This is a genomic window from Streptomyces huasconensis (assembly GCF_021028635.1).
GTDB classification, from domain to species: domain Bacteria; phylum Actinomycetota; class Actinomycetes; order Streptomycetales; family Streptomycetaceae; genus Streptomyces; species Streptomyces huasconensis.
In genome coordinates, this window is the sequence record NZ_CP086119.1 from 191694 (window position 1) to 208665 (window position 16972).

The 16972-nt window shown below is 71.8% G+C and carries 13 protein-coding genes; 8 read left to right on the forward strand and 5 right to left on the reverse strand.

What is annotated here, in order from left to right:
* Positions 1-48: 48 nt before the first annotated feature.
* Genes J2N69_RS00865 through J2N69_RS00880 form a run of 4 tightly spaced genes read left to right on the forward strand, consistent with a single transcriptional unit; the run spans position 49 to position 2687 of the window.
* Positions 49-468 carry a roadblock/LC7 domain-containing protein gene (locus tag J2N69_RS00865; RefSeq protein ID WP_127912618.1) on the forward strand — a complete coding sequence of 140 codons (420 nt, stop codon included), beginning with the start codon at positions 49-51 and terminating at the stop codon, positions 466-468.
* Positions 465-827, forward strand: a complete 363-nt coding sequence (locus J2N69_RS00870; RefSeq protein WP_127912619.1) for a DUF742 domain-containing protein — start codon at positions 465-467, stop codon at positions 825-827. The genes J2N69_RS00865 and J2N69_RS00870 overlap by 4 nt, the downstream gene beginning before the upstream one ends.
* Positions 808-1422, forward strand: coding sequence for a GTP-binding protein (locus J2N69_RS00875; RefSeq protein WP_230898952.1), 615 nt, complete (start codon positions 808-810; stop codon positions 1420-1422). Before J2N69_RS00870 ends, J2N69_RS00875 begins: the two co-directional genes overlap by 20 nt.
* Positions 1419-2687, forward strand: a complete 1269-nt coding sequence (locus J2N69_RS00880) for a cytochrome P450 (protein WP_230898953.1) — start codon at positions 1419-1421, stop codon at positions 2685-2687. The genes J2N69_RS00875 and J2N69_RS00880 overlap by 4 nt, the downstream gene beginning before the upstream one ends.
* 49 nt (positions 2688-2736) lie before the next feature.
* Here the strand turns inward: J2N69_RS00880 and J2N69_RS00885 are convergent, their stop codons facing one another.
* Complete coding sequence (locus tag J2N69_RS00885) at positions 2737-3975, reverse strand: cytochrome P450 (protein ID WP_230898954.1); 1239 nt, start codon at positions 3973-3975, stop codon at positions 2737-2739.
* Positions 3976-4168: 193 nt separating this feature from the next.
* Here J2N69_RS00885 and J2N69_RS00890 point away from each other — a divergent pair, with 193 nt between their 5' ends.
* Both J2N69_RS00890 and J2N69_RS00895 read left to right on the forward strand, forming a co-directional pair.
* Positions 4169-4762 carry a TetR/AcrR family transcriptional regulator gene (locus J2N69_RS00890; protein ID WP_230898955.1) on the forward strand — a complete coding sequence of 198 codons (594 nt, stop codon included), beginning with the start codon at positions 4169-4171 and terminating at the stop codon, positions 4760-4762.
* Entirely contained in the window at positions 4759-5607 is an 849-nt protein-coding gene (locus tag J2N69_RS00895) for an alpha/beta fold hydrolase (protein ID WP_230898956.1), read from the forward strand. Before J2N69_RS00890 ends, J2N69_RS00895 begins: the two co-directional genes overlap by 4 nt.
* A 48-nt stretch (positions 5608-5655) precedes the next feature.
* On the opposite strand, the gene J2N69_RS00900 is transcribed toward J2N69_RS00895, so the two are convergent.
* Positions 5656-6432 (reverse strand): thioesterase II family protein, encoded by a 777-nt coding sequence (locus J2N69_RS00900; protein WP_230898957.1) that lies wholly within the window; start codon positions 6430-6432, stop codon positions 5656-5658.
* The gene (locus tag J2N69_RS00905; protein WP_230898958.1) at positions 6429-7442 is read right to left on the reverse strand and encodes an LLM class flavin-dependent oxidoreductase; all 1014 of its coding nucleotides are present in this window, start codon (positions 7440-7442) and stop codon (positions 6429-6431) included. Before J2N69_RS00905 ends, J2N69_RS00900 begins: the two co-directional genes overlap by 4 nt.
* 372 nt (positions 7443-7814) lie before the next feature.
* On the opposite strand from J2N69_RS00905, the gene J2N69_RS00910 reads away from it, so the two are divergent.
* Together J2N69_RS00910 and J2N69_RS00915 are read left to right on the forward strand one after the other, a co-directional pair.
* Positions 7815-8684: an AfsR/SARP family transcriptional regulator gene (locus J2N69_RS00910; protein WP_230898959.1), complete on the forward strand. Its 870-nt coding sequence runs from the start codon at positions 7815-7817 to the stop codon at positions 8682-8684.
* 437 nt (positions 8685-9121) lie between these two features.
* Positions 9122-10591, forward strand: a complete 1470-nt coding sequence (locus J2N69_RS00915) for a flavin-containing monooxygenase (RefSeq protein WP_230898960.1) — start codon at positions 9122-9124, stop codon at positions 10589-10591.
* A 90-nt stretch (positions 10592-10681) separates the two neighbouring features.
* Here J2N69_RS00915 and J2N69_RS00920 read toward each other — a convergent pair whose 3' ends face one another.
* A complete protein-coding gene (locus tag J2N69_RS00920) occupies positions 10682-12364 on the reverse strand; it encodes a long-chain-fatty-acid--CoA ligase (RefSeq protein WP_230898961.1) in 1683 nt (560 codons plus the stop codon).
* Positions 12361-16956 carry a type I polyketide synthase gene (locus J2N69_RS00925; RefSeq protein WP_230898962.1) on the reverse strand — a complete coding sequence of 1532 codons (4596 nt, stop codon included), beginning with the start codon at positions 16954-16956 and terminating at the stop codon, positions 12361-12363. The genes J2N69_RS00920 and J2N69_RS00925 overlap by 4 nt, the downstream gene beginning before the upstream one ends.
* Between the last annotated feature and the right edge of the window lie 16 nt (positions 16957-16972).

Here is a 16972-nt window from a genome sequence, read left to right on the forward strand (position 1 = left end):
GCACGGGCCGGTGCCCGGGCATGCCCGCCACACCGCGCCCCACCTACCATGCAGACCACCGACAACAGCCTGACCTGGCTCCTGCAGAACCTTCTGAAGCGCACTCCCGGTACGCGGCACGCCCTGGTCCTCTCCCGGGACGGCCTGAAGCTGTGCTGGAGCGAACACCTGACGCTCGACCAGGCCGACCAGCTCTCGGCCATCTGCTCCGGTATCCAGGCCCTGGCCCAGGGCGCGTCCGCGGAGTTCGGCGACGGAACCGGTGGCGTCCGGCACTCCATGACCGAGTTCCACGGTGGACTGCTCTTCATCGTCGAGGCGGGCCTGGGAGCGCACCTGGCGGTCATCGCGGACGAGAACGCCGACCCGGGAGTGGTGGGCCACCAGATGACCGAGCTGGTCGAGCAGATCGGGGAGCACCTGCGTGCCGAGCCGCGCGCCCAGGACGCGGACAGCGGGGCCTCGTGACGCCGCGCAGGCCCGTGGACACCGGTGATCCGGACCGGCTCTACACCGTCACCGGTGGCCGCAGCCGTGCCGACGACGACTCCTTCGACCTGGTCACGCTGGTGGTGAGCGAGTGCGAGCCCACCGCCGGCATGCAGTCGGAGCATGTACGCATCCTCGAACTGTGCCGGCATCCGTCGGCCGTGGTCGAGATCGCCGCGGAGCTCAAGCTGCCGATCACCGTGGTGCGGATTCTCCTCGGTGACCTGCTGGCGATGGGCCGGATCACCGCTCGTCACCCCCGCGCGGCCGACTCGGTCGCCTCGATGCCCGATTCCGCCCTTCTCAAGGAGGTGCTCCATGGACTCCGCAATCTCTGAGCTGCCCTCCCGTACTCCTCTCTCCGACACGGCCGAGACCGGCTTGAAGATCGTCGTCGTAGGCGGGTTCGGGGTCGGCAAGACCACGCTCGTGCGGTCCGTCAGCGAGATCCGTCCGCTGAACACCGAGGAAGTGATGACGCAGGCCGGCGTCGGCGTCGACGAGACGTCCGAGGTGACGGGCAAGACCACGACAACGGTGGCCTTCGACTTCGGCCGGATCAGCCTCAACGAGCGCGTGGTCCTCTACCTGTTCGGGGCTCCCGGCCAGGAGCGGTTCTGGTTCCTGTGGGACCGGCTCTTCTCCGGCACGCTCGGCGCGGTGGTGCTGGTCGACACGCGGCGGATGGACGACTCCTGGTACGCGATCGACCGTCTCGAACACCACAAGACGCCGTTCCTGGTGGCGGTGAACCGGTTCGACGACGACCCCTTCACGCATTCGCTGGACGAGATCCGCCAGGCGCTCGCGCTGCCCGACCATGTGCCGCTGATCGACTGCGACGCACGGGTGAGGTCGTCGGGCAAGGACGTCCTGATCACCCTCGTGGACCACCTCTACGAACTGGCCATGGCCCAGGAGATGACACCGTGACCGAGCCGACCGGATTCCCTTTCGAGCAGAGCGCCCCACCCCCGGGGTGCCCCGCTCACGCGGGCGGCGTACGCCTGGGCGGGTTGGAGTACCAGCAGACGCCCGCGCAGTTGTACCGCGCCCTGCGCCGTGAGCACGGCGCGGTCGCACCGGTGCTGCTCGACGGGGACGTGCCCGCGTGGCTGGTGCTCGGCTACGCCGAGGTCAGCTATGTGACCAGCCATGACGAGCTGTTCGCGCGGGACTCGCGCCGCTGGAACCAGTGGGAGAACATCCCCGCCGACTGGCCGCTGATGCCGTTCGTCGGCTACCAGCCCTCGGTGCTGTTCACCGAGGGCGAGGAGCACCGGCGGCGGGCCGGGGTGATCACGGAGGCGCTGGAGGGGGTCGACCAGTTCGAACTCGCCCGGGACAGCGGGCGGATCGCCGACCGGCTGATCGCGGAGTTCGCCGGCAGCGGCCAGGCGGAGCTGATGAGCGCGTACGCGCATGCCCTGCCGATGCGGGCCGCGGTGCAGATGTGCGGCATGCCGGAGACGGGTACCGACACGCAGCAGCTCGTGGAGGACCTGCGGATCTCGCTCGACGCGGCGGAGGGCGACGACCCCGTGGCGGCGTACATGCGCGTCGGCGAGCGCATCCAGCGCCTGGTCAAGGAGAAGCGGGAGCAGCCCGGCGCGGACGTCACCTCGCGGATGCTGCTGCATCCGGCGGGCCTCACCGACGAGGAGATCGTCCAGGACCTGATCTCCATCATCGCGGCGGCCCAGCAGCCGACGGCCAACTGGATCTGCAACACGCTGCGGTTGATGCTGACCGACGACCGCTTCGCCCTGAACGTGTCGGGCGGGCGGCTGAGCGTGGGCGAGGCGCTCAACGAAGTGCTGTGGCTCGACACCCCCACGCAGAACTTCATCGGCCGCTGGGCGGTGCGCGACACCCAGCTCGGCGGGCGGCAGATCCGGGCCGGTGACTGCCTGGTGCTCGGTCTCGCCGCGGCCAACACCGACCCGCAGATCTGGCCCGAGTCACACGTCGGCCCGGAGAACTCCGCGCACCTGTCCTTCAGCCACGGCGAGCACCGCTGCCCCTATCCGGCGCCGCTGCTGGCCGACGTCATCGCCCGGACCGCGGTCGAGACGCTGCTGGAGCGGCTGCCGGATCTGGTCCTCGCGGTGGAGCCGGAGGAGCTGACGTGGCGGCCGTCCATCTGGATGCGCGGACTGACGTCGCTGCCGGTGCAGTTCACACCTGTGACGCACTGACGTCGGGCGGGGCGCCGCCCGCCGCGGATGGCAGGCGCCCCGCCCGCGGTCAGACTGCCGCGGGGGTGAACCGCACCGGCAGTGACTGCGGTCCGCGGGTGAACACGCCTTGTTCCACGGGGTCGAAGCCGTCGGCGAGCCGTACATCGGGCATGGCGTCGAGGAGTTGGCCGACGCCGATCTCCACCTCCGCCTTGGCCAGCAGGGCGCCCACGCAGAAGTGCCGGCCGAGGGCGAAGGCGAGGTGGTCGGCGGCGGCGGAGAACGCCGTCGTGGTGGTCAGGTCGTCGCGGAAGATGTCGAAGCGGTCCGGGTCGCGGTAGCGCCGCTCGTCACGGTTGGCCGCGCCGATCAGGCAGGTGACGGTGGCCCCGGCGGGGACGGTACCCCCGGACAGCTCCACGTCGGTCGCCGACTGCCGCATGATCATGTGGACGGGCGGGGTGTACCGCAGCGTCTCGGCGAACGCGCGGGCGATCAGCGTGCGGTCCTGCCGGACGGCTTCGAGCTGTTCGGGGTGGAGCAGGAGGTTGGCGAAGATACTGGCGATCGCCTTGTCGGTGGTCTCGCCCCCGGCGGCGAGCAGCAGACTGCAGAAGGCCTTGATGTCCTCGTCGCTCATGCGGACGCCGTCGACCTCGGCGGCGCACAGCGTGGACAGCAGGTCGTCGCCGAGGTGGTCGCGGCGCTCCCGGATGATCGGGATCATGTACTCGGCGAACTCCACCCGGGTCCGTTCGCCGGCCGCCGCGATCTCGGGGTCGCCCGCCAGGTTGCCGAGGAAGGCGATGACGGTGGTGTACCAGCCGTGGAACCGCGCGTGGTCGGCCTTGTCGAGGCCGAGCATGTCCGCGATGACGTTGACGGGAAAGCGGGTGGCGTACTCCTCGACCAGGTCCACGGTGCCGGTGTGCCGGAAGGTGGCGATGAGTTCGCGGGAGTTGCGCTCGATGACGGGCAGGAACTTCTCCTGCAGATCGCTGCCGCGGAAGGCGGGCGCGACGAGGGCGCGGCGCACGGCGTGCTCCCGGCCGCTGAGCTGGAGGATCGTCTTGCCGTGGACGGGTTCGATCTGCCAGTCGTAGTTGTCGGTGGTGAACTGCGCACCCTTGTCCTTGAAGACGCGCTCGACGTCCTCGTACCGCGAGATGATCCAGCTCTGTGTCGCCTCGTGCCAGAAGAGCGGTGCGCTTTCCCGCATCTCCCGGTAGGCGGGGTACGGGTCCCGGGCGAACTCGGGCGAGAGGATGTCGGGGGCCTTCTCGGGGACCTGCTGCGCGGCGGACATAGAGCTCCTTGGTCGATACAGGCAACGCGCACCAGGCTATTGATCACCACGGGGGCCAACCAGCCTTGTCCTGGCCGACTGTTGAGCACTGCACTAACGTTGGCCGAAAATCGCCCCCCGTTCTTCCCCTGCCGCTTGCCCTTCCTAGGGGCCCTAGGTTTAACCTAAGGCCCCTAGGAAGGGTGGAGTGCGCATGGTGCGGGCCGGACTGACGGCGGAGCGGGTGACGATCGCGGGCGCCGAACTCGCGGACGAGGTCGGCTTCGAGCGGGTGAGCATGTCTCAGGTCGCGCGGCGACTGGGCGTGAAGGACGCGAGTCTCTACTCGCACGTCCGCGGCCTGGAGGAGCTGCGCGGGCGGATCGCGCTGCTCGCCGCGGACGAGAAGACCCTCCGCATCGCGGAGGCGACCGCCGGGCGCGCGGGCAGGGAGGCGCTGGCCGCCTACGCGAACGCCTGGCGGGAGTACGCCCACCGGCATCCGGGGCGCTACGCGGCGACCCAGGCCGCGCTCCGGATCGACCCCGATCTGGCGGCGGCCGCACCCGGCCCGCGACGCGCGGTGGAACTGACCTACGGCATGCTGCGCGGCTACGGACTGAGCGAACCCGATCTCACCGACGCGGTGCGGTTGCTGCGCAGCACGTTTCACGGATTCGTCGCTCTGGAGGCCGCGGGCGGTTTCGCGCAGCAGCGCTCGCCGCAGCACTCCTGGGTCCGCTCCCTCGACGCCCTGCACACCCTCCTTGAGCACTGGCCCCCATCCCGAGACGGAGACTCCTCATGACCGCCCCTGCCACCGACAGCCTGCGGGTGAACGGCGCGACCCTGCACCACGAAGTACGGGGCAGTGGCCCGCTCCTGCTCCTGATACCGGGAGGGACGGGCGGCGCGGCCGCATTCGACGGCGTCGTGGACCGCTTGGCCGCCGCGCACACGGTGGTGACGTATGACCCGCGCGGCATATCCCGAAGCACGCTGGACGACCCCGAGGCCGAGCAACATGTGGCCGAACACGCCGACGACGCCCTGCGCCTGCTGGACCTGCTGTCGCCCGACGCTCCCGCGAAGGTGTTCGGCACCAGCTCGGGCGCGATCGTCGCCCTGCACCTGCTCGCCACCCGGCCCGAGCGCGTCGAACGTGTCGTGGCACACGAACCGCCGGTGGTGGAGGTCCTGCCGGACGTCGCCGCACATCGCGCGTTTCTCACACGTGTGCGAGAGACATTCCGCACGCAGGGGATCATGCCGGCGATGACCGTGTTCGCCGCAGGCCTGAAGAAGGAGAGCGACAGCACCGAGCCGGAGCCCGACCTCGAACTGCCGCCCCGGGCGGCGGCGCGCGCCGAGCGGACGGTGGGAGACCTGCCCTACTTCGTCGGCCGCATCGTGCCGAGCTTCATGGCGTACGCCCCGGACATGGACCGGCTGCGGTCTCTCGCGGACCGGATCGTGCTCGCCGGCGGCCGGGACTCGGAGGGCGAACTGCCCTGGCGCGCGACCGCGCGCCTGGCCGAACGGCTCGGTGTCCCGCTCCAGCGCTTCCCGGGCGGGCACGTCGGACTGACCACGCACCCGGCCGCGTACGGCGAGTTCCTCGCGGCAAGCCTCCGTACGCCGGTCCGAACCTGAGCGCACGCATCGCGGTCCGGCGAGCACGCTGCCCGGGAGGGGAAGTGGTCAGCTGCGCGCGGCCAGTCGGCGCAGGTGGCGGTTCAAGCTGTGCTGGACCGCCGTGGCGTGCTCGAAGAGGTAGAAGTGGCCGCCGGGGAACGGGGCCGTGCCGAGGAAGTCCGGGCAGTGGTCCTCCCAGGTGGCCATGCCGGAGGGCGGCGCGATCGGGTCCAGGGCCCCGCAGTACGCGGCGACCGGGCAGGGTGCCGGTTCGCCGTCCTCGCGCAGACTGCCGGCGACCAGGAAGTCGCCGCGCAGCGCGGGCATGATCGAGGCCAGGGTGGCGGGGTCGAGCGTCGTACCCTCCGCCATCAGGCCGAGCTGCGCCACCCGGGCGAGGAGTTCGGCGTCCGACATGCTGGCGACCGGGGCCAGTTCGGCGGCCGGTTCCAGGCCCGGGGCCCAGGCGGAGACGGCGAGGAGCGCGGGGGCGGGCAGCCCGTTCCACGCGGCGGCCACCGCCAGCCGGTAGGCGAGCAGCCCGCCGAAACTGTGGCCGAAGAGCACATACGGCCGGCCGTCGAGTTCGGCCTCGAACGCCTCAAGGAGCGCGTCCAGCAGCGGTTCCACCTCGGTGAACGGCGCCTCCCCCAGCCGCTCCTGACGGCCGGGCAGTTGCAGCGTGCGCACCTCCATGGTGGAGGGCAGGGTGGCCGCCCAGCTCTGGTAGGCCGGGGCCGTGCCGCCGGCGTGCGGGAACAGGAACACCTGGTGGTCGGCGTTCGGGTCGGCCCCGGCGGTGGCGAACCAGCGGGCCCGTCGGGTGGTGCCGGTGGGCGTCATGCGCTCTCCTGATCGGTGTGGCGGGCCGTGGACATGAGGACGTCCGCGATCTCCCGCAGGTGTGTCTCCGGTCGCAGTGATCCGATGCGGAGCACGATGTGGCGGGCGCCCGCGCGCACATAGTCGGCGAGACGCTGGGCGCAGTGCTCGCTGGGACCCCAGGCGCAGGCCTGGACCGCCGCCATCTGTTCCAGGGTGCGGCCGTGGCAGTGCTCCAGGTAGTCGTCCAGTTCGACCCTGGCCCGTCGCTCGTCCGGGCCCGGAGTGACCGTCAGATACAGGGCCGGGGTGACCACGCCCGGCCGGCGGCCCGCGCGTCGGCAGAGGTCCTCAAGGCGTCGCCGGGCGCGGCCGTAGGCCTCGGCCGAGGTGAGGAACGACAGCCACCCGTCGTAGAGGCGGGCCGTCCGTTCGAGCACCGGGGCGGTGTCGTCGGCGGCGAGCCACAGCGGCGGCCCGTCGGGCGCGGCGGGGCGGACCAGCCGGTCCAGGCCATCCGCCTGCCAGTGCCGGCCCGTGAAGCGGTGGGGCGCGCCGGGCCGAGAGCTGCTCCAGGCCGTCCGCCACAGCGCGGTGGTCTCGTCCAGCAGCTCGGCTCGGGTGGCCTGACCGGCCCCGGCGACCGCGGGGGCGCCCACGGCGGCTGTCTCCTCGTCGGTCTCCGGTCCCGGGAACCCCGGTCCCACGCCGATGACGAGCCGCCCCGAACTGACATGGTCCAGACTGCTGACCATGCTCGCGGCGACGAGCGGGTGGCGCAGCGCCGGGGCGAGGGTCGCGGTGCCGAGGAGCAGCCGTCGCGTCGCCGTGCCCACGGCGGAGAGCACCACGAGGGGGTCGAGGCGGGGGCGCGCGATGAGCGAGTCGCCCGTCCACAGGGAGTCGAAGCCGAGCGCCTCGGCCCGTCGCGCGAAGTCCAGCAGGGCCGAGACGCCGTACTCGCCGAGGATCGCCTGCTCCCGGGTCGGCAACAGGACGCCCACGCGGAACGGCTGACGGGCAGCCCCCATCGCACACCTTCTCTCTTGAATTTCTCGGGCCTCTTGGGTCTCTCGGTCTCTCGCGATGCAACCAGTGGCGCCTGACAGGTTCCTGATCGTCCGATGAAAGACGGCCGTGCACCACCATCGAGTTACTGAAAAATTGTTGATACGACGACCAAATCAGCCATGAGTGAGATCGAACGCGCCGAGCCCGGGCATGGAAAACGCGCACATTTACTGTCCGGTATGCACCCATCCACCCCGAGATCACCGACAGAAATCAAGCTTTGCCACCAGAAACGCACACTGGCGCGGAAACGACGCCTGTCGCTATGGGGCACTTGCGGCAGAGAAGGGTGCCGTAGTCAATTAAAGGAACCGCGCCAGCAGGAGGAAAAAGTGATCGCATATTCGCAGTTCGAGGATGCACGCCGGAAGAACGGTCAGAAGCGGTCGTCCGCGTCCGAGGCGCCGACCGCTTCCGGATCGACCCCGGCCTTCGCGTTCCTGGGCCCCTTGGAGGTACGTGCCAACGGCCGCACGCACACCGTCGGCGGGAACCGGCAGCGCACCCTGCTGGCGGCGCTGCTCGTGACGCCGGGCCGCCTGCTCTCCGCCGAGCAGCTGTACAACGAACTGTGGGGTGAGAACCCGCCGCCCACCTTCGAGAACTCCCTCCAGGCACACGTCTACCGGTTACGCCGGACCCTCCAGCAGGCGGCGGGCCAGGACGGGGCGGCGCCCGAGCTGCTCACGCGCTCGTCGGGGTACGTCCTGGAGCTGGGCGGCGCCGAGACCGACGCGGCGGCCTTCCGGCGGCTGACCGGCCAGGCCCGCGCGTGCACGCGGCACAGTCCCGCCGAGGCGCACCGGCTGCTCGACGAGGCGCTGGCGCTCTGGCGCGGCGCGCCCTTCCAGGACGTCACGCAGGGGCCGATGTCGCAGAGTGTGGCGCTGGCGCTGGAGGAGGAACAGCTGTCCGCCGTCGAGGACAAGCTCTGGCTGCAGATACAGCTGGCCGATCCGGTGAACATCATCAGCGAGCTGAAACGCATGCGCACCATCCACCCCTGGCGGGAGCGCCTCACCGAGATGCTCATGCTGGCCCTGTACCGGACCGGACGCCAGGCCGAGGCGGTGGAGACGTACAACAGCACGCGGCGCAGACTCTCGAGCGAGCTGGGTGTGGAGCCCTCGCTCCGGCTGCGCGAGCGGCTGCGGGAGATCCTCAACCAGGCCCCCTCGCTGGACGCGGCCGTGCCCGCTTAGCGCGCGGGGGACCGCGACGCAGGACGAGCTGCGGCAGTACGGACGAGGCTGCGGCGGTACGCCGGGAACCACCGGGGCGTACCGCCGCAGCCTCTTTCTCTGCCGCGTCAGCCGCGCGTCAGCGCGGCGCGGCAGAATATTCCACGGACAAACTCCCCGCAGAAAGTGGGACCCGAGAATAAGAAGCAGGACGGGAAGAGCTGATATCGGCGCCCCTCCTCCGTCTCGAAGAGACGTGTATTTCTCGCTGCCTTTTCTCAAGCAAACGCATCGTAGGCGTATTTGCGGCCTGCCTCGCGTGGCAGACAATTCCGCCCGTCCCAGTCGTCGCCCCAGTCGCCCCCCTGTCGAATTCCGGTCCATCAGCTGCCCTTCAGCCGTCGATCAGTCCCGCTGGCCAGGGTGGGTCACGGAAGAGGCAACCGTGAGGGAAAGGCATGACTATGGACGAGGACTTCGAGGTCGTCATCATCGGTGCCGGGATGTCCGGCCTCGGCATGGCCGCCCGTCTCAAGGAGGCCGGGCGGCACGGGTTCACGGTTCTGGAGAAGGCCGACTCGATCGGCGGGACCTGGCGCGACAACACGTACCCCGGTGCGGCCTGCGACGTGCAGTCCCACCTGTACTGGTACTCCTTCGGCGAGCAGCCCGACTGGAGCCGCACCTACGCCGGGCAGCCGGAGATCCTGCGCACCCTCCAACGGTTCGCCGCGCACCACCGGTTGGCCGAGCACATCCGCCTCGGCGTGGAGGTCACCCGGGCCACGTGGTCGGACGAGGACGGCCGCTGGCTCCTGCGCACCTCGCGCGGTGAGCGGCTGCGGGCCCGCGTGCTGATCACGGCGTGGGGGCAGCTCGACCGGCCGGCCTGGGCGCGCGTCGAGGGCGTGGACACGTTCGCCGGGACTCAGGTGCACACGGCGCGCTGGCCCGCCGACCTGGAGGTGACGGGCAAGCGGGTCGCCTGTATCGGCAGCGCCGCCAGCGCCGTCCAGTTGGTGCCCGCCCTCGCCGGGGCCACCGAGCGGCTGACGGTGTTCCAGCGGTCCGCCAACTATCTGCTCCCCCGCCAGGACCGGGCGCTGACGGACGACGAGCGCGCCGCGCTGCTCGCCGCACCGCACCGCTACGCCGCCCTGCGCGAGGACATGTACCGCGAACGCGACGGCTGGGCCGCCGGGCTGCGCGACGACGGCAACCCGGTGCGGGACGAGTTCCAGCGGGTGGCGGGCGAACACCTGGCCGCGCAGGTCGCCGACGACGGACTGCGCGACCGGCTCGCCCCCGACCACGCGTTCGGCTGCAAGCGGGTGCTGATCAGCGACGACTACTACCCGGCGCTGACCCGCGACGACGTCGAGCTGGTGACGGAGCCCATCGCCCGGATCGAACCGGAGGGCATCCGGACCACGGACGGACGGCGGTACGACGTCGACGTCATCGTGCACGCCACCGGCTTCCAGCCGCTCGACCGCACCGGCGGCGTGGAGATCGTCGGACGGAACCTGCTGGCGCTGCGCGAGGCGTGGAAGGAGGGACCGGAGGCGTATCTGGGCATGGCGGTCAACGGTTTCCCCAACATGTTCATGCTGTACGGACCCAACACCAACCTGGGGCACCACTCGATCCTGTTCATGGTGGAGTGCCAGATCGATTACGTGCTCCAGGCGCTCGGGGCGCTCGGCACCGGCGACACCGGCGGGGCCCGCACCCTGGACGTCATCGCGGAGGTGCAGCGGCGCTACAACGACGAGCTGCGGCGGGACCTCGCGGGTACGGCCTTCGCCGCCGGCTGCGGAAGCTGGTACACGACCGACCAGGGCCGCGTCGTCAACAACTGGCCCTCCAGCATCGAGAGTTACCGGGAGCGGACCGCGGTCTTCGCGCCGCAGGACTACCACGGATAGGTCGCCGTGGCTGACGAGCCACACACCAATGGCGGTGGCCCGCCCCCCTTCCGTGAGGGGGGGCGGGCCACCGCCATGCAAGCGAGCCGGTCAGCCTTTCGCGGCGGCGGCGAGTTCGTCGCGCACCGCCCGCCGCAGAACCTTCCCGCTGGGATTGCGGGGCAGCGCCTCGGCGAAGTCGTACGACGTGGGCATCTTGAAGTCCGCCAGGCGGCCCCGCAGGAACAGCAGCAGGTCCCGGGCCCCGGCCCGCTGCCCCGCCTCCAGGACCACCCGGGCGTGCACGGACTCCCCCCACCGCTCGTGCGGCAGGCCCACCACGGCCGCCCCGGCCACGGCGGGATGCCGGGCGAGGGCGTCCTCGATCTCGGCCGGATAGACGTTCTCCCCGGCCACGATGATCATGTCGTTGACCCGGTCGCGTACGTGGACGTATCCGTCCTCGTCCAGGTATCCGGCGTCGCCCATGTGCACCCAACCGTCCACCACCGTGCGCTCCGTGGCTTCGGGCAGCCGCCAGTAGCCGAGCATCCGGGCCGGTGTGCGCACACATATCTCGCCGACCTCTCCGGTCGGCAGCTCCTTGCCCTCGGGGTCCTCGACACGTATCTCGATGCCCGGGTACGGCCGGCCCGCGGCGCGCAGCAGCGGGCTGCCGGGGACGTGATCGGCGGGCGGCAGGCAGACGGCGAAGTTGCCGGTCTCGCTGCTGCCGTAGATCTGGAGGAAGTCGCAGTCCAGGACGTCGATCGCCCGGCTCAGCAGCTCCTCGCCGATCGGGGAGCCGCCGTAGACGACCTTGCGCAGCGAGCCGAGGGCGCCCCTGCCCGCGGCCGGTTCGGCAAGCATCAGCTCCAGCATGGCGGGGGCCACGATGGCGGTGGTGACCTGCTCCTCCTCGATCACGCGCACCGCGTCGGAGCTGATGAAGGCGGGCAGGGAGACCACCGTGGCACCGGCGTTGAAGGCCTGCATGCCGTAGGAGAGACCGCCGATGTGGAAGCCGGGCAGACCGATCAGGCTGCGGTCGCCGGGCCGCCAGTCGAGCCAGTCGAGGTTGTGGTCCTCCATCGCCTCGGCGACGTTGAAGAAGCTGCGGTGGGCGAGGACGACGCCCTTGGGCAGGCCGCTGGTGCCGCTGGTGTAGATCTGCACGACGGGGCTGTTCTCGTCGCCGCCCGCCGCCCCGTCCGTCGTCCCGCCCCCGGATGCCTCCGCGGTGGTCGCGGCGGACAGCGCGCTCTTGCGGGCGGCCAGGGACTCGGCGTCGGGGGCGTGGGCGTCCAGGCAGAGCACGGTGCGCAGCGTGGGCAGCCCCTTGCGCACCTCGGCGGCCACGGGCAGGTGCTCTTCGTCCACGAACAGCACCTCGGTGGTGGAGTCGCGCAGGATGTGGTCCACCTCCTGTGCGGTGAGGCGCCAGTTGACGGGGACGAGGACGGCGCCCGTCCGGGCACAGGCGAAGGCCAGCTCCCAGTACTCCACGGCCTCCTTGCCGAGGTAGCCCACGCGGGAGCCGGGCCCGGCCCCGGACGCGCGCAGCACCCGGGCCGTGCGCTCGCTCTCGCGGTCCAGCTCCCGGTAGGTGAGCGTCCGGCCGGAACAGACGACGGCTGGCTGGTCGGGACGGAGGGCCGCCTGCCGTGTGATCACTTCGTGCAGGGTCCGCGATCGCGGCGTCGCGGTCAGCGGTGCGTTCCCGGTGGTCATCGGTGTGTTGGCGGTGGTCATCGGTGTGTTGCCGGTGGTCGTCCAGGTGGTCCCGCTGGTCATCCGTGTGCTCCTGTTCGTGCCTCGTGTGCCGGTGCCTCCGCACCGGACAGCAGCTCTTCGATGTACTCGGTGAGCAGGTCCACGCTGGGCCGGTCGAAGGTGAGGGAGGCCGGCAGCGTGACCCGGAAGGCGGCCTCCAGCGAGCCGCGGATCTCGACCGCGTTGAGCGAGTCCATGCCGAGCGCGGCCAGTTCGGCGTCGGGTTCGAGGTCGTCGGCCGACTCGAAGCGCAGGACGTCCGCGAGCCGGGTGCGTACGATCGCGTTGATCCCGGCCGAGCGGGCAGCCCCGGAGGCGTCGGTCAGCGCGCCGGCGTCGGTCTGCGCCCCGTCCGCGGCAAGGGCCGGGACCAGCTCCGCGAAGAGCGCGCTCGGTGCCCTGCGGGCCACGAAGCGGTGCCAGTCGCAGTGGCCCATGAGGACGTGGGCACGCCCGGCGTCCAGCAGCTGAGGCAGCGCCGCGGTGGCCTCGTCCTCGTCCAGGAGTGTGATGCCCTGGCCCTCCCAGCTGCGGATCAGGGACGCACTGAGCTGCCGTCCGGGCTCCCGGGGCGCCCAGGGGCCCCAGTTGACGGCGGTGGCGGGCAGGCCCGCTCCGGCGCGCTGTGCCATCAGGTGGTCGAGGAAGGCGTTGCCGGCGCCGGCGCCGCTCTGGGTCGCCGCGCCGAGCAGGGTGCCTGCCGTGGAGCACCCGAGGAAGAAGTCGAGCTCGGGCAGGTGGGCGGTCGCCTCGTGCAGCAGCCAGGCGCCGTAGACCTTCGTACGGAAGACGGCGTCCAGGCTCTCCCAGGTCTGCTCGGTGAGCGGCAGGTCCCGGGCGGTCTCCTGCGCGGCGTGGATCACGCCGCCCACCGGGGGCGCGGTGTCGGCGAGTTGGGCCAGGACGCGGGTCACGTCCCGCTCGGAGCCGAGGTCGCAGGCGTGGACGGTCGCGGTGACGCCGTCCCCGAGGGCGGGCGCCGGGCCGCCGGTGCGGCTCAGCAGGGCCAGGTGGCGGGCGCCCAGGGCGGCGAGGCGGCGTGCTAGGGCCCGTCCGACCATGCCCGTCGCGCCGGCCACCACGTAGGTGCGGTCGGGGCGGACGGTGAGGGGCCGGGAGTCCGCGGGGACGGGGTCGGCCGTGCGCAGGCGGCGCACCCAGCGCTCGCCGTCGCGGTGGACGATCTCCGGTTCGCTCTCCCCGGCGGCCAGCCACTCCTCCACCAGACCGGAGGCGGTGCCGTCGTTGCCGTAGGCGCCGGGGTGCAGGTCCACGAGGGTCGTCCGGTATCCCGGGTACTCCAGGGCGAGGGCCCGGCCGAAGCCCCAGAGGGTGGCGGCGGCCGCGGGCTCGGTTCCCTTGTCGCCGGGCAGGTGTTGCGCGCCCTCGGTGACCAGCCACAGCCGCTGGCCGCGGCCGAAGCCCTTGCGGGCCAGGGTGTCCAGTACGGAGAGCAGTGTGCGGTAGTTGGCCTCGCACTCGGCGCGCAGCTGGGCCGCTCCGTTGTCGGCTGTGCCCTGGTCGGCCGCGCTCGTTCGCCACAGCCAGCACACGTCGGTGGGCGACTCGCCGTCCAGCGCGTCGGCCAGGGCCGTCGGGTCGGTGGCGACGGTGAGGGCGACACCGTCCGCGGCGGCCGCTTCGGCGAGCCCGCGAGGCAGCCGGGCCGTGTCGCCCACGACGAGGACGCGGCGCCCGTCGCGCCGCGTCTCGGGCAGGGCCTGGGAGACCCAGTGCTGCTCGTAGAACAGGCTGTCGTGCGCGCCCCGTTCGCCCTCCGGAGTCCGCGCCGCCTGCCGGGCGGCCTCGGCGGCCCGGCGCTGCGGGGTGGGCAGCCAGTACCGCTTGCCGTCGAAGGCGTACGTCGGCAGGGGGACCCGGTGCCGCGGCGCGCCCTCGTGGTAGCCGGCCCAGGAGACCGGGACGCCCGCCTCGTACGCCTTGGCGAGGGAGCGGCGGATCATGTCACCGTCGTGGTCGTCGCGGAAGGTGCTGCTCAACCAGACGTGGTCGGCGTCACCGGCCGAGGTCCTGACCAACGCGGTGAGCGCGGCGGAGGGGCCGAGTTCGACGAAGACGTGGCGTCCGCGCTGGTCGACCGCCTGGACGCCGGCCTCGAACCGCACCGGTTCGAGCAGATGCCTGATCCAGTACTCGGGGTCCGCCATCTGCCGGCCGCGCGCCACGCGTCCGGTCACGTTCGACACGACGGCCATGGTCGGCGTACGGAACTCGACGGTGGCGAGGACCTCGCGGAACGCGTCGACGATCTCGGCCATCAGCGGCGAGTGGTAGGGCACCGCGCCGCGCAGCGGGGTGACCTTGACGCCGCGTTCGGTCAGGCGTCGGCCCGCCTCCGCCAGCGACGCGTGGCCGCCGGTGAGCAGGCACTGGCCGGGACCGTTGACGGCGCCGATCGACAGGTCGGGGTAGTCCTCGACGAGGGGGGCGACCTCGGCGGCCGGTGCGCCGATCGCCGCCATGCCGCCCTTGTCGCGCACCGCTTCGCTCAGCCGTCCGCGGGCGGCCACCAGCCGGGCGCCGTCCTCGAGTGAGAACAGCCCGGCCACCGCGGCCGCGGCGAACTCGCCCAGGCTGTGGCCCATCAGCACCGAGGGGCGCACGCCCCAGGAGAGCCACAGCCGGGCCATCGCGTATTCGAGGCTGAACAGGGCGGGCTGGAGGTAGCGGGGTTCGTGGATGCGCTCGGGCGCCTCGCACTCGCCGCGGATCAGTGCACCGAGGGGTACGCCGAGCAGCGGGGTCAGGATGGCGTCGCACTCGTCGAGGGCGGCGCGGAAGACCGGGTACTGCCGGTGGAGCGAGGCGCCCATGCCGGGGTACTGCGTGCCGGTGCCGGAGAAGAGGAAAGCCACCTTCGGGACGCCGGCCGAGCCGCCGCCTCGGGTGGTGCCCGCCGTCAGGGACGCGGCGCGCCTGCCCAGCGCCCGGACGGCGTCGTCCCGGTCGCCCACGACTTCGGCGATGCGGTGACGGAAGTGCGCGCGGCCGGTGTTGGAGGTCCGGCACAGATCGGCGAGCGGGGTGTCGGGGTGCTGCTGCAGGTGGTCGAGGTAGCGCTCGGCGAGCTTGCGCAGCGAGGTGCGGCTCTTGGCGGAGAGGGTGAGTACGTCGCTGGGGCGCGCGTCGGCGGTCTCCTCGTCCGGTGCCGTGGCCGTGGCGGCCGGCGCCTCTTCGAGGATGACGGAGGCGATCGTGCCCGTGACCCCGAAGCCGTTCACCATGGCGCGCCCGGTGCCCGCGCCGGGCCAGGGGCGCAGTTCGGTCGGGACGGTGACGGGCGCCTCGTCCCAGGCGATGCGCGGGGAGGGGGTGACGAGGTTCAGGTGGGGGAAGACCGTCCGCTCCCGCAGCTGGAGGGCCGCCTTGATGAGCGAGCCGACGCCGGCCGCGCCCTCCATGTGGCCGATGTTCGTCTTCAGCGACCCGACCACCACGGGCCGGGCGTTGGTGTGCGAGTCGGCGAACACGTCGCTGATGGCGTCCATCTCGGTGGGGTCGCCGAGCGCGGTGCCGGTGCCGTGGGCCTCGACGTACTGGATGTCGCCGGGTTCGAGGCGGCAGCGGGCCAGGGCGGAGCGCATCACCTGTTCCTGGGCGGCGCCGTTGGGGGCCACGAGGCCCGCGCTCTCGCCGTCCTGGCCGACCGCGGAGCCCCGGATCAGGGCGTGGACGGTGTCGCCGTCCCGTCGCGCGTCGGACAGCCGCTTGAGGACGAGGACGCCGCAGCCCTCGGCGCGGGCGTAGCCGTCGGCCCGTTCGTCGAAGGTCTTGCACTGCCCGTCGGCCGCGAGGACGCCGCCGAGGGTCAGGATGGTGTGGTTGTGCGCGTTGTGGATGACGTTGACGCCGCCGCTCAGCGCGACCCCGCATTCCCCGCCGCGCAGGGCCTGCACGGCGAGGTGGGTGGCGGTCAGCGACGAGGAGCAGGTGGTGTCGACGGTCATGCACGGCCCGCGCAGGCCGAGGAAGTACGAGAGGCGGCCCGAGACCGCGCTGTGGGTCAGTCCCGGCGCGAGGTAGCCGTCGACGTCGGCGGGGGCGAGGTCGGTGGACTCGAAGATGTAGTCGAGGGTGGTGACGCCCATGAACACGCCGGTGTCGCCGTGCCGCAGGGAGACGGGGTCGATGCCCGCGTGCTCCAGTGCCTCCCAGGCCGTGTGGAGTGCCAGGCGCTGCTGCGGGTCGATGTAGGGGGCCTCTTTGGGCGAGACCGAGAAGAAGGCGGCGTCGAAGTGGTCGATGTCGCGTACGAAGCCGCCGGGCGGCGGGTCACCGGCGTGCTCTCCGCCGCCGGAGGCGCCGTCCTCTGCCTCGCGGTCCACGCCGTCCTGGGCCAGCTGACGGCGTTCGTCGGCGGGCAGCGGTCCGACGCCCGAGCGGCCCTCGCGCAGGAACCGCGCGAACGTGTCGACGTCGTTGTTCCCGCCCGGAACGCGCAGCCCCATTCCCACGATGGCTATGGGTTCGTATTTCTCGCGTTCCAGGGCGGCGAGCGCTTCCTCCTTTCTCCGTAGCGTTTCCTCCTTGCTCCGTAAATCGGCGAGTACGGCGGCCAGCTCGGCCGCCGTCGGGTTCGGTGCGTCCGACATTTTCCCTCCGGTCAGG

Bases quoted from the DNA above. Each gene is read 5' to 3' on its own strand.
- J2N69_RS00925 (WP_230898962.1), bottom strand. From the start codon at position 16,956: ATGTCGGACGCACCGAACCCGACGGCGGCCGAGCTGGCCGCCGTACTC.
- J2N69_RS00895 (WP_230898956.1), top strand. From the start codon at position 4,759: ATGACCGCCCCTGCCACCGACAGCCTGCGGGTGAACGGCGCGACCCTG.
- J2N69_RS00890 (WP_230898955.1), top strand. From the start codon at position 4,169: ATGGTGCGGGCCGGACTGACGGCGGAGCGGGTGACGATCGCGGGCGCC.
- J2N69_RS00900 (WP_230898957.1), bottom strand. From the start codon at position 6,432: ATGACGCCCACCGGCACCACCCGACGGGCCCGCTGGTTCGCCACCGCC.
- J2N69_RS00875 (WP_230898952.1), top strand. From the start codon at position 808: ATGGACTCCGCAATCTCTGAGCTGCCCTCCCGTACTCCTCTCTCCGAC.
- J2N69_RS00885 (WP_230898954.1), bottom strand. From the start codon at position 3,975: ATGTCCGCCGCGCAGCAGGTCCCCGAGAAGGCCCCCGACATCCTCTCG.
- J2N69_RS00905 (WP_230898958.1), bottom strand. From the start codon at position 7,442: ATGGGGGCTGCCCGTCAGCCGTTCCGCGTGGGCGTCCTGTTGCCGACC.
- J2N69_RS00865 (WP_127912618.1), top strand. From the start codon at position 49: ATGCAGACCACCGACAACAGCCTGACCTGGCTCCTGCAGAACCTTCTG.
- J2N69_RS00915 (WP_230898960.1), top strand. From the start codon at position 9,122: ATGACTATGGACGAGGACTTCGAGGTCGTCATCATCGGTGCCGGGATG.
- J2N69_RS00920 (WP_230898961.1), bottom strand. From the start codon at position 12,364: ATGACCAGCGGGACCACCTGGACGACCACCGGCAACACACCGATGACC.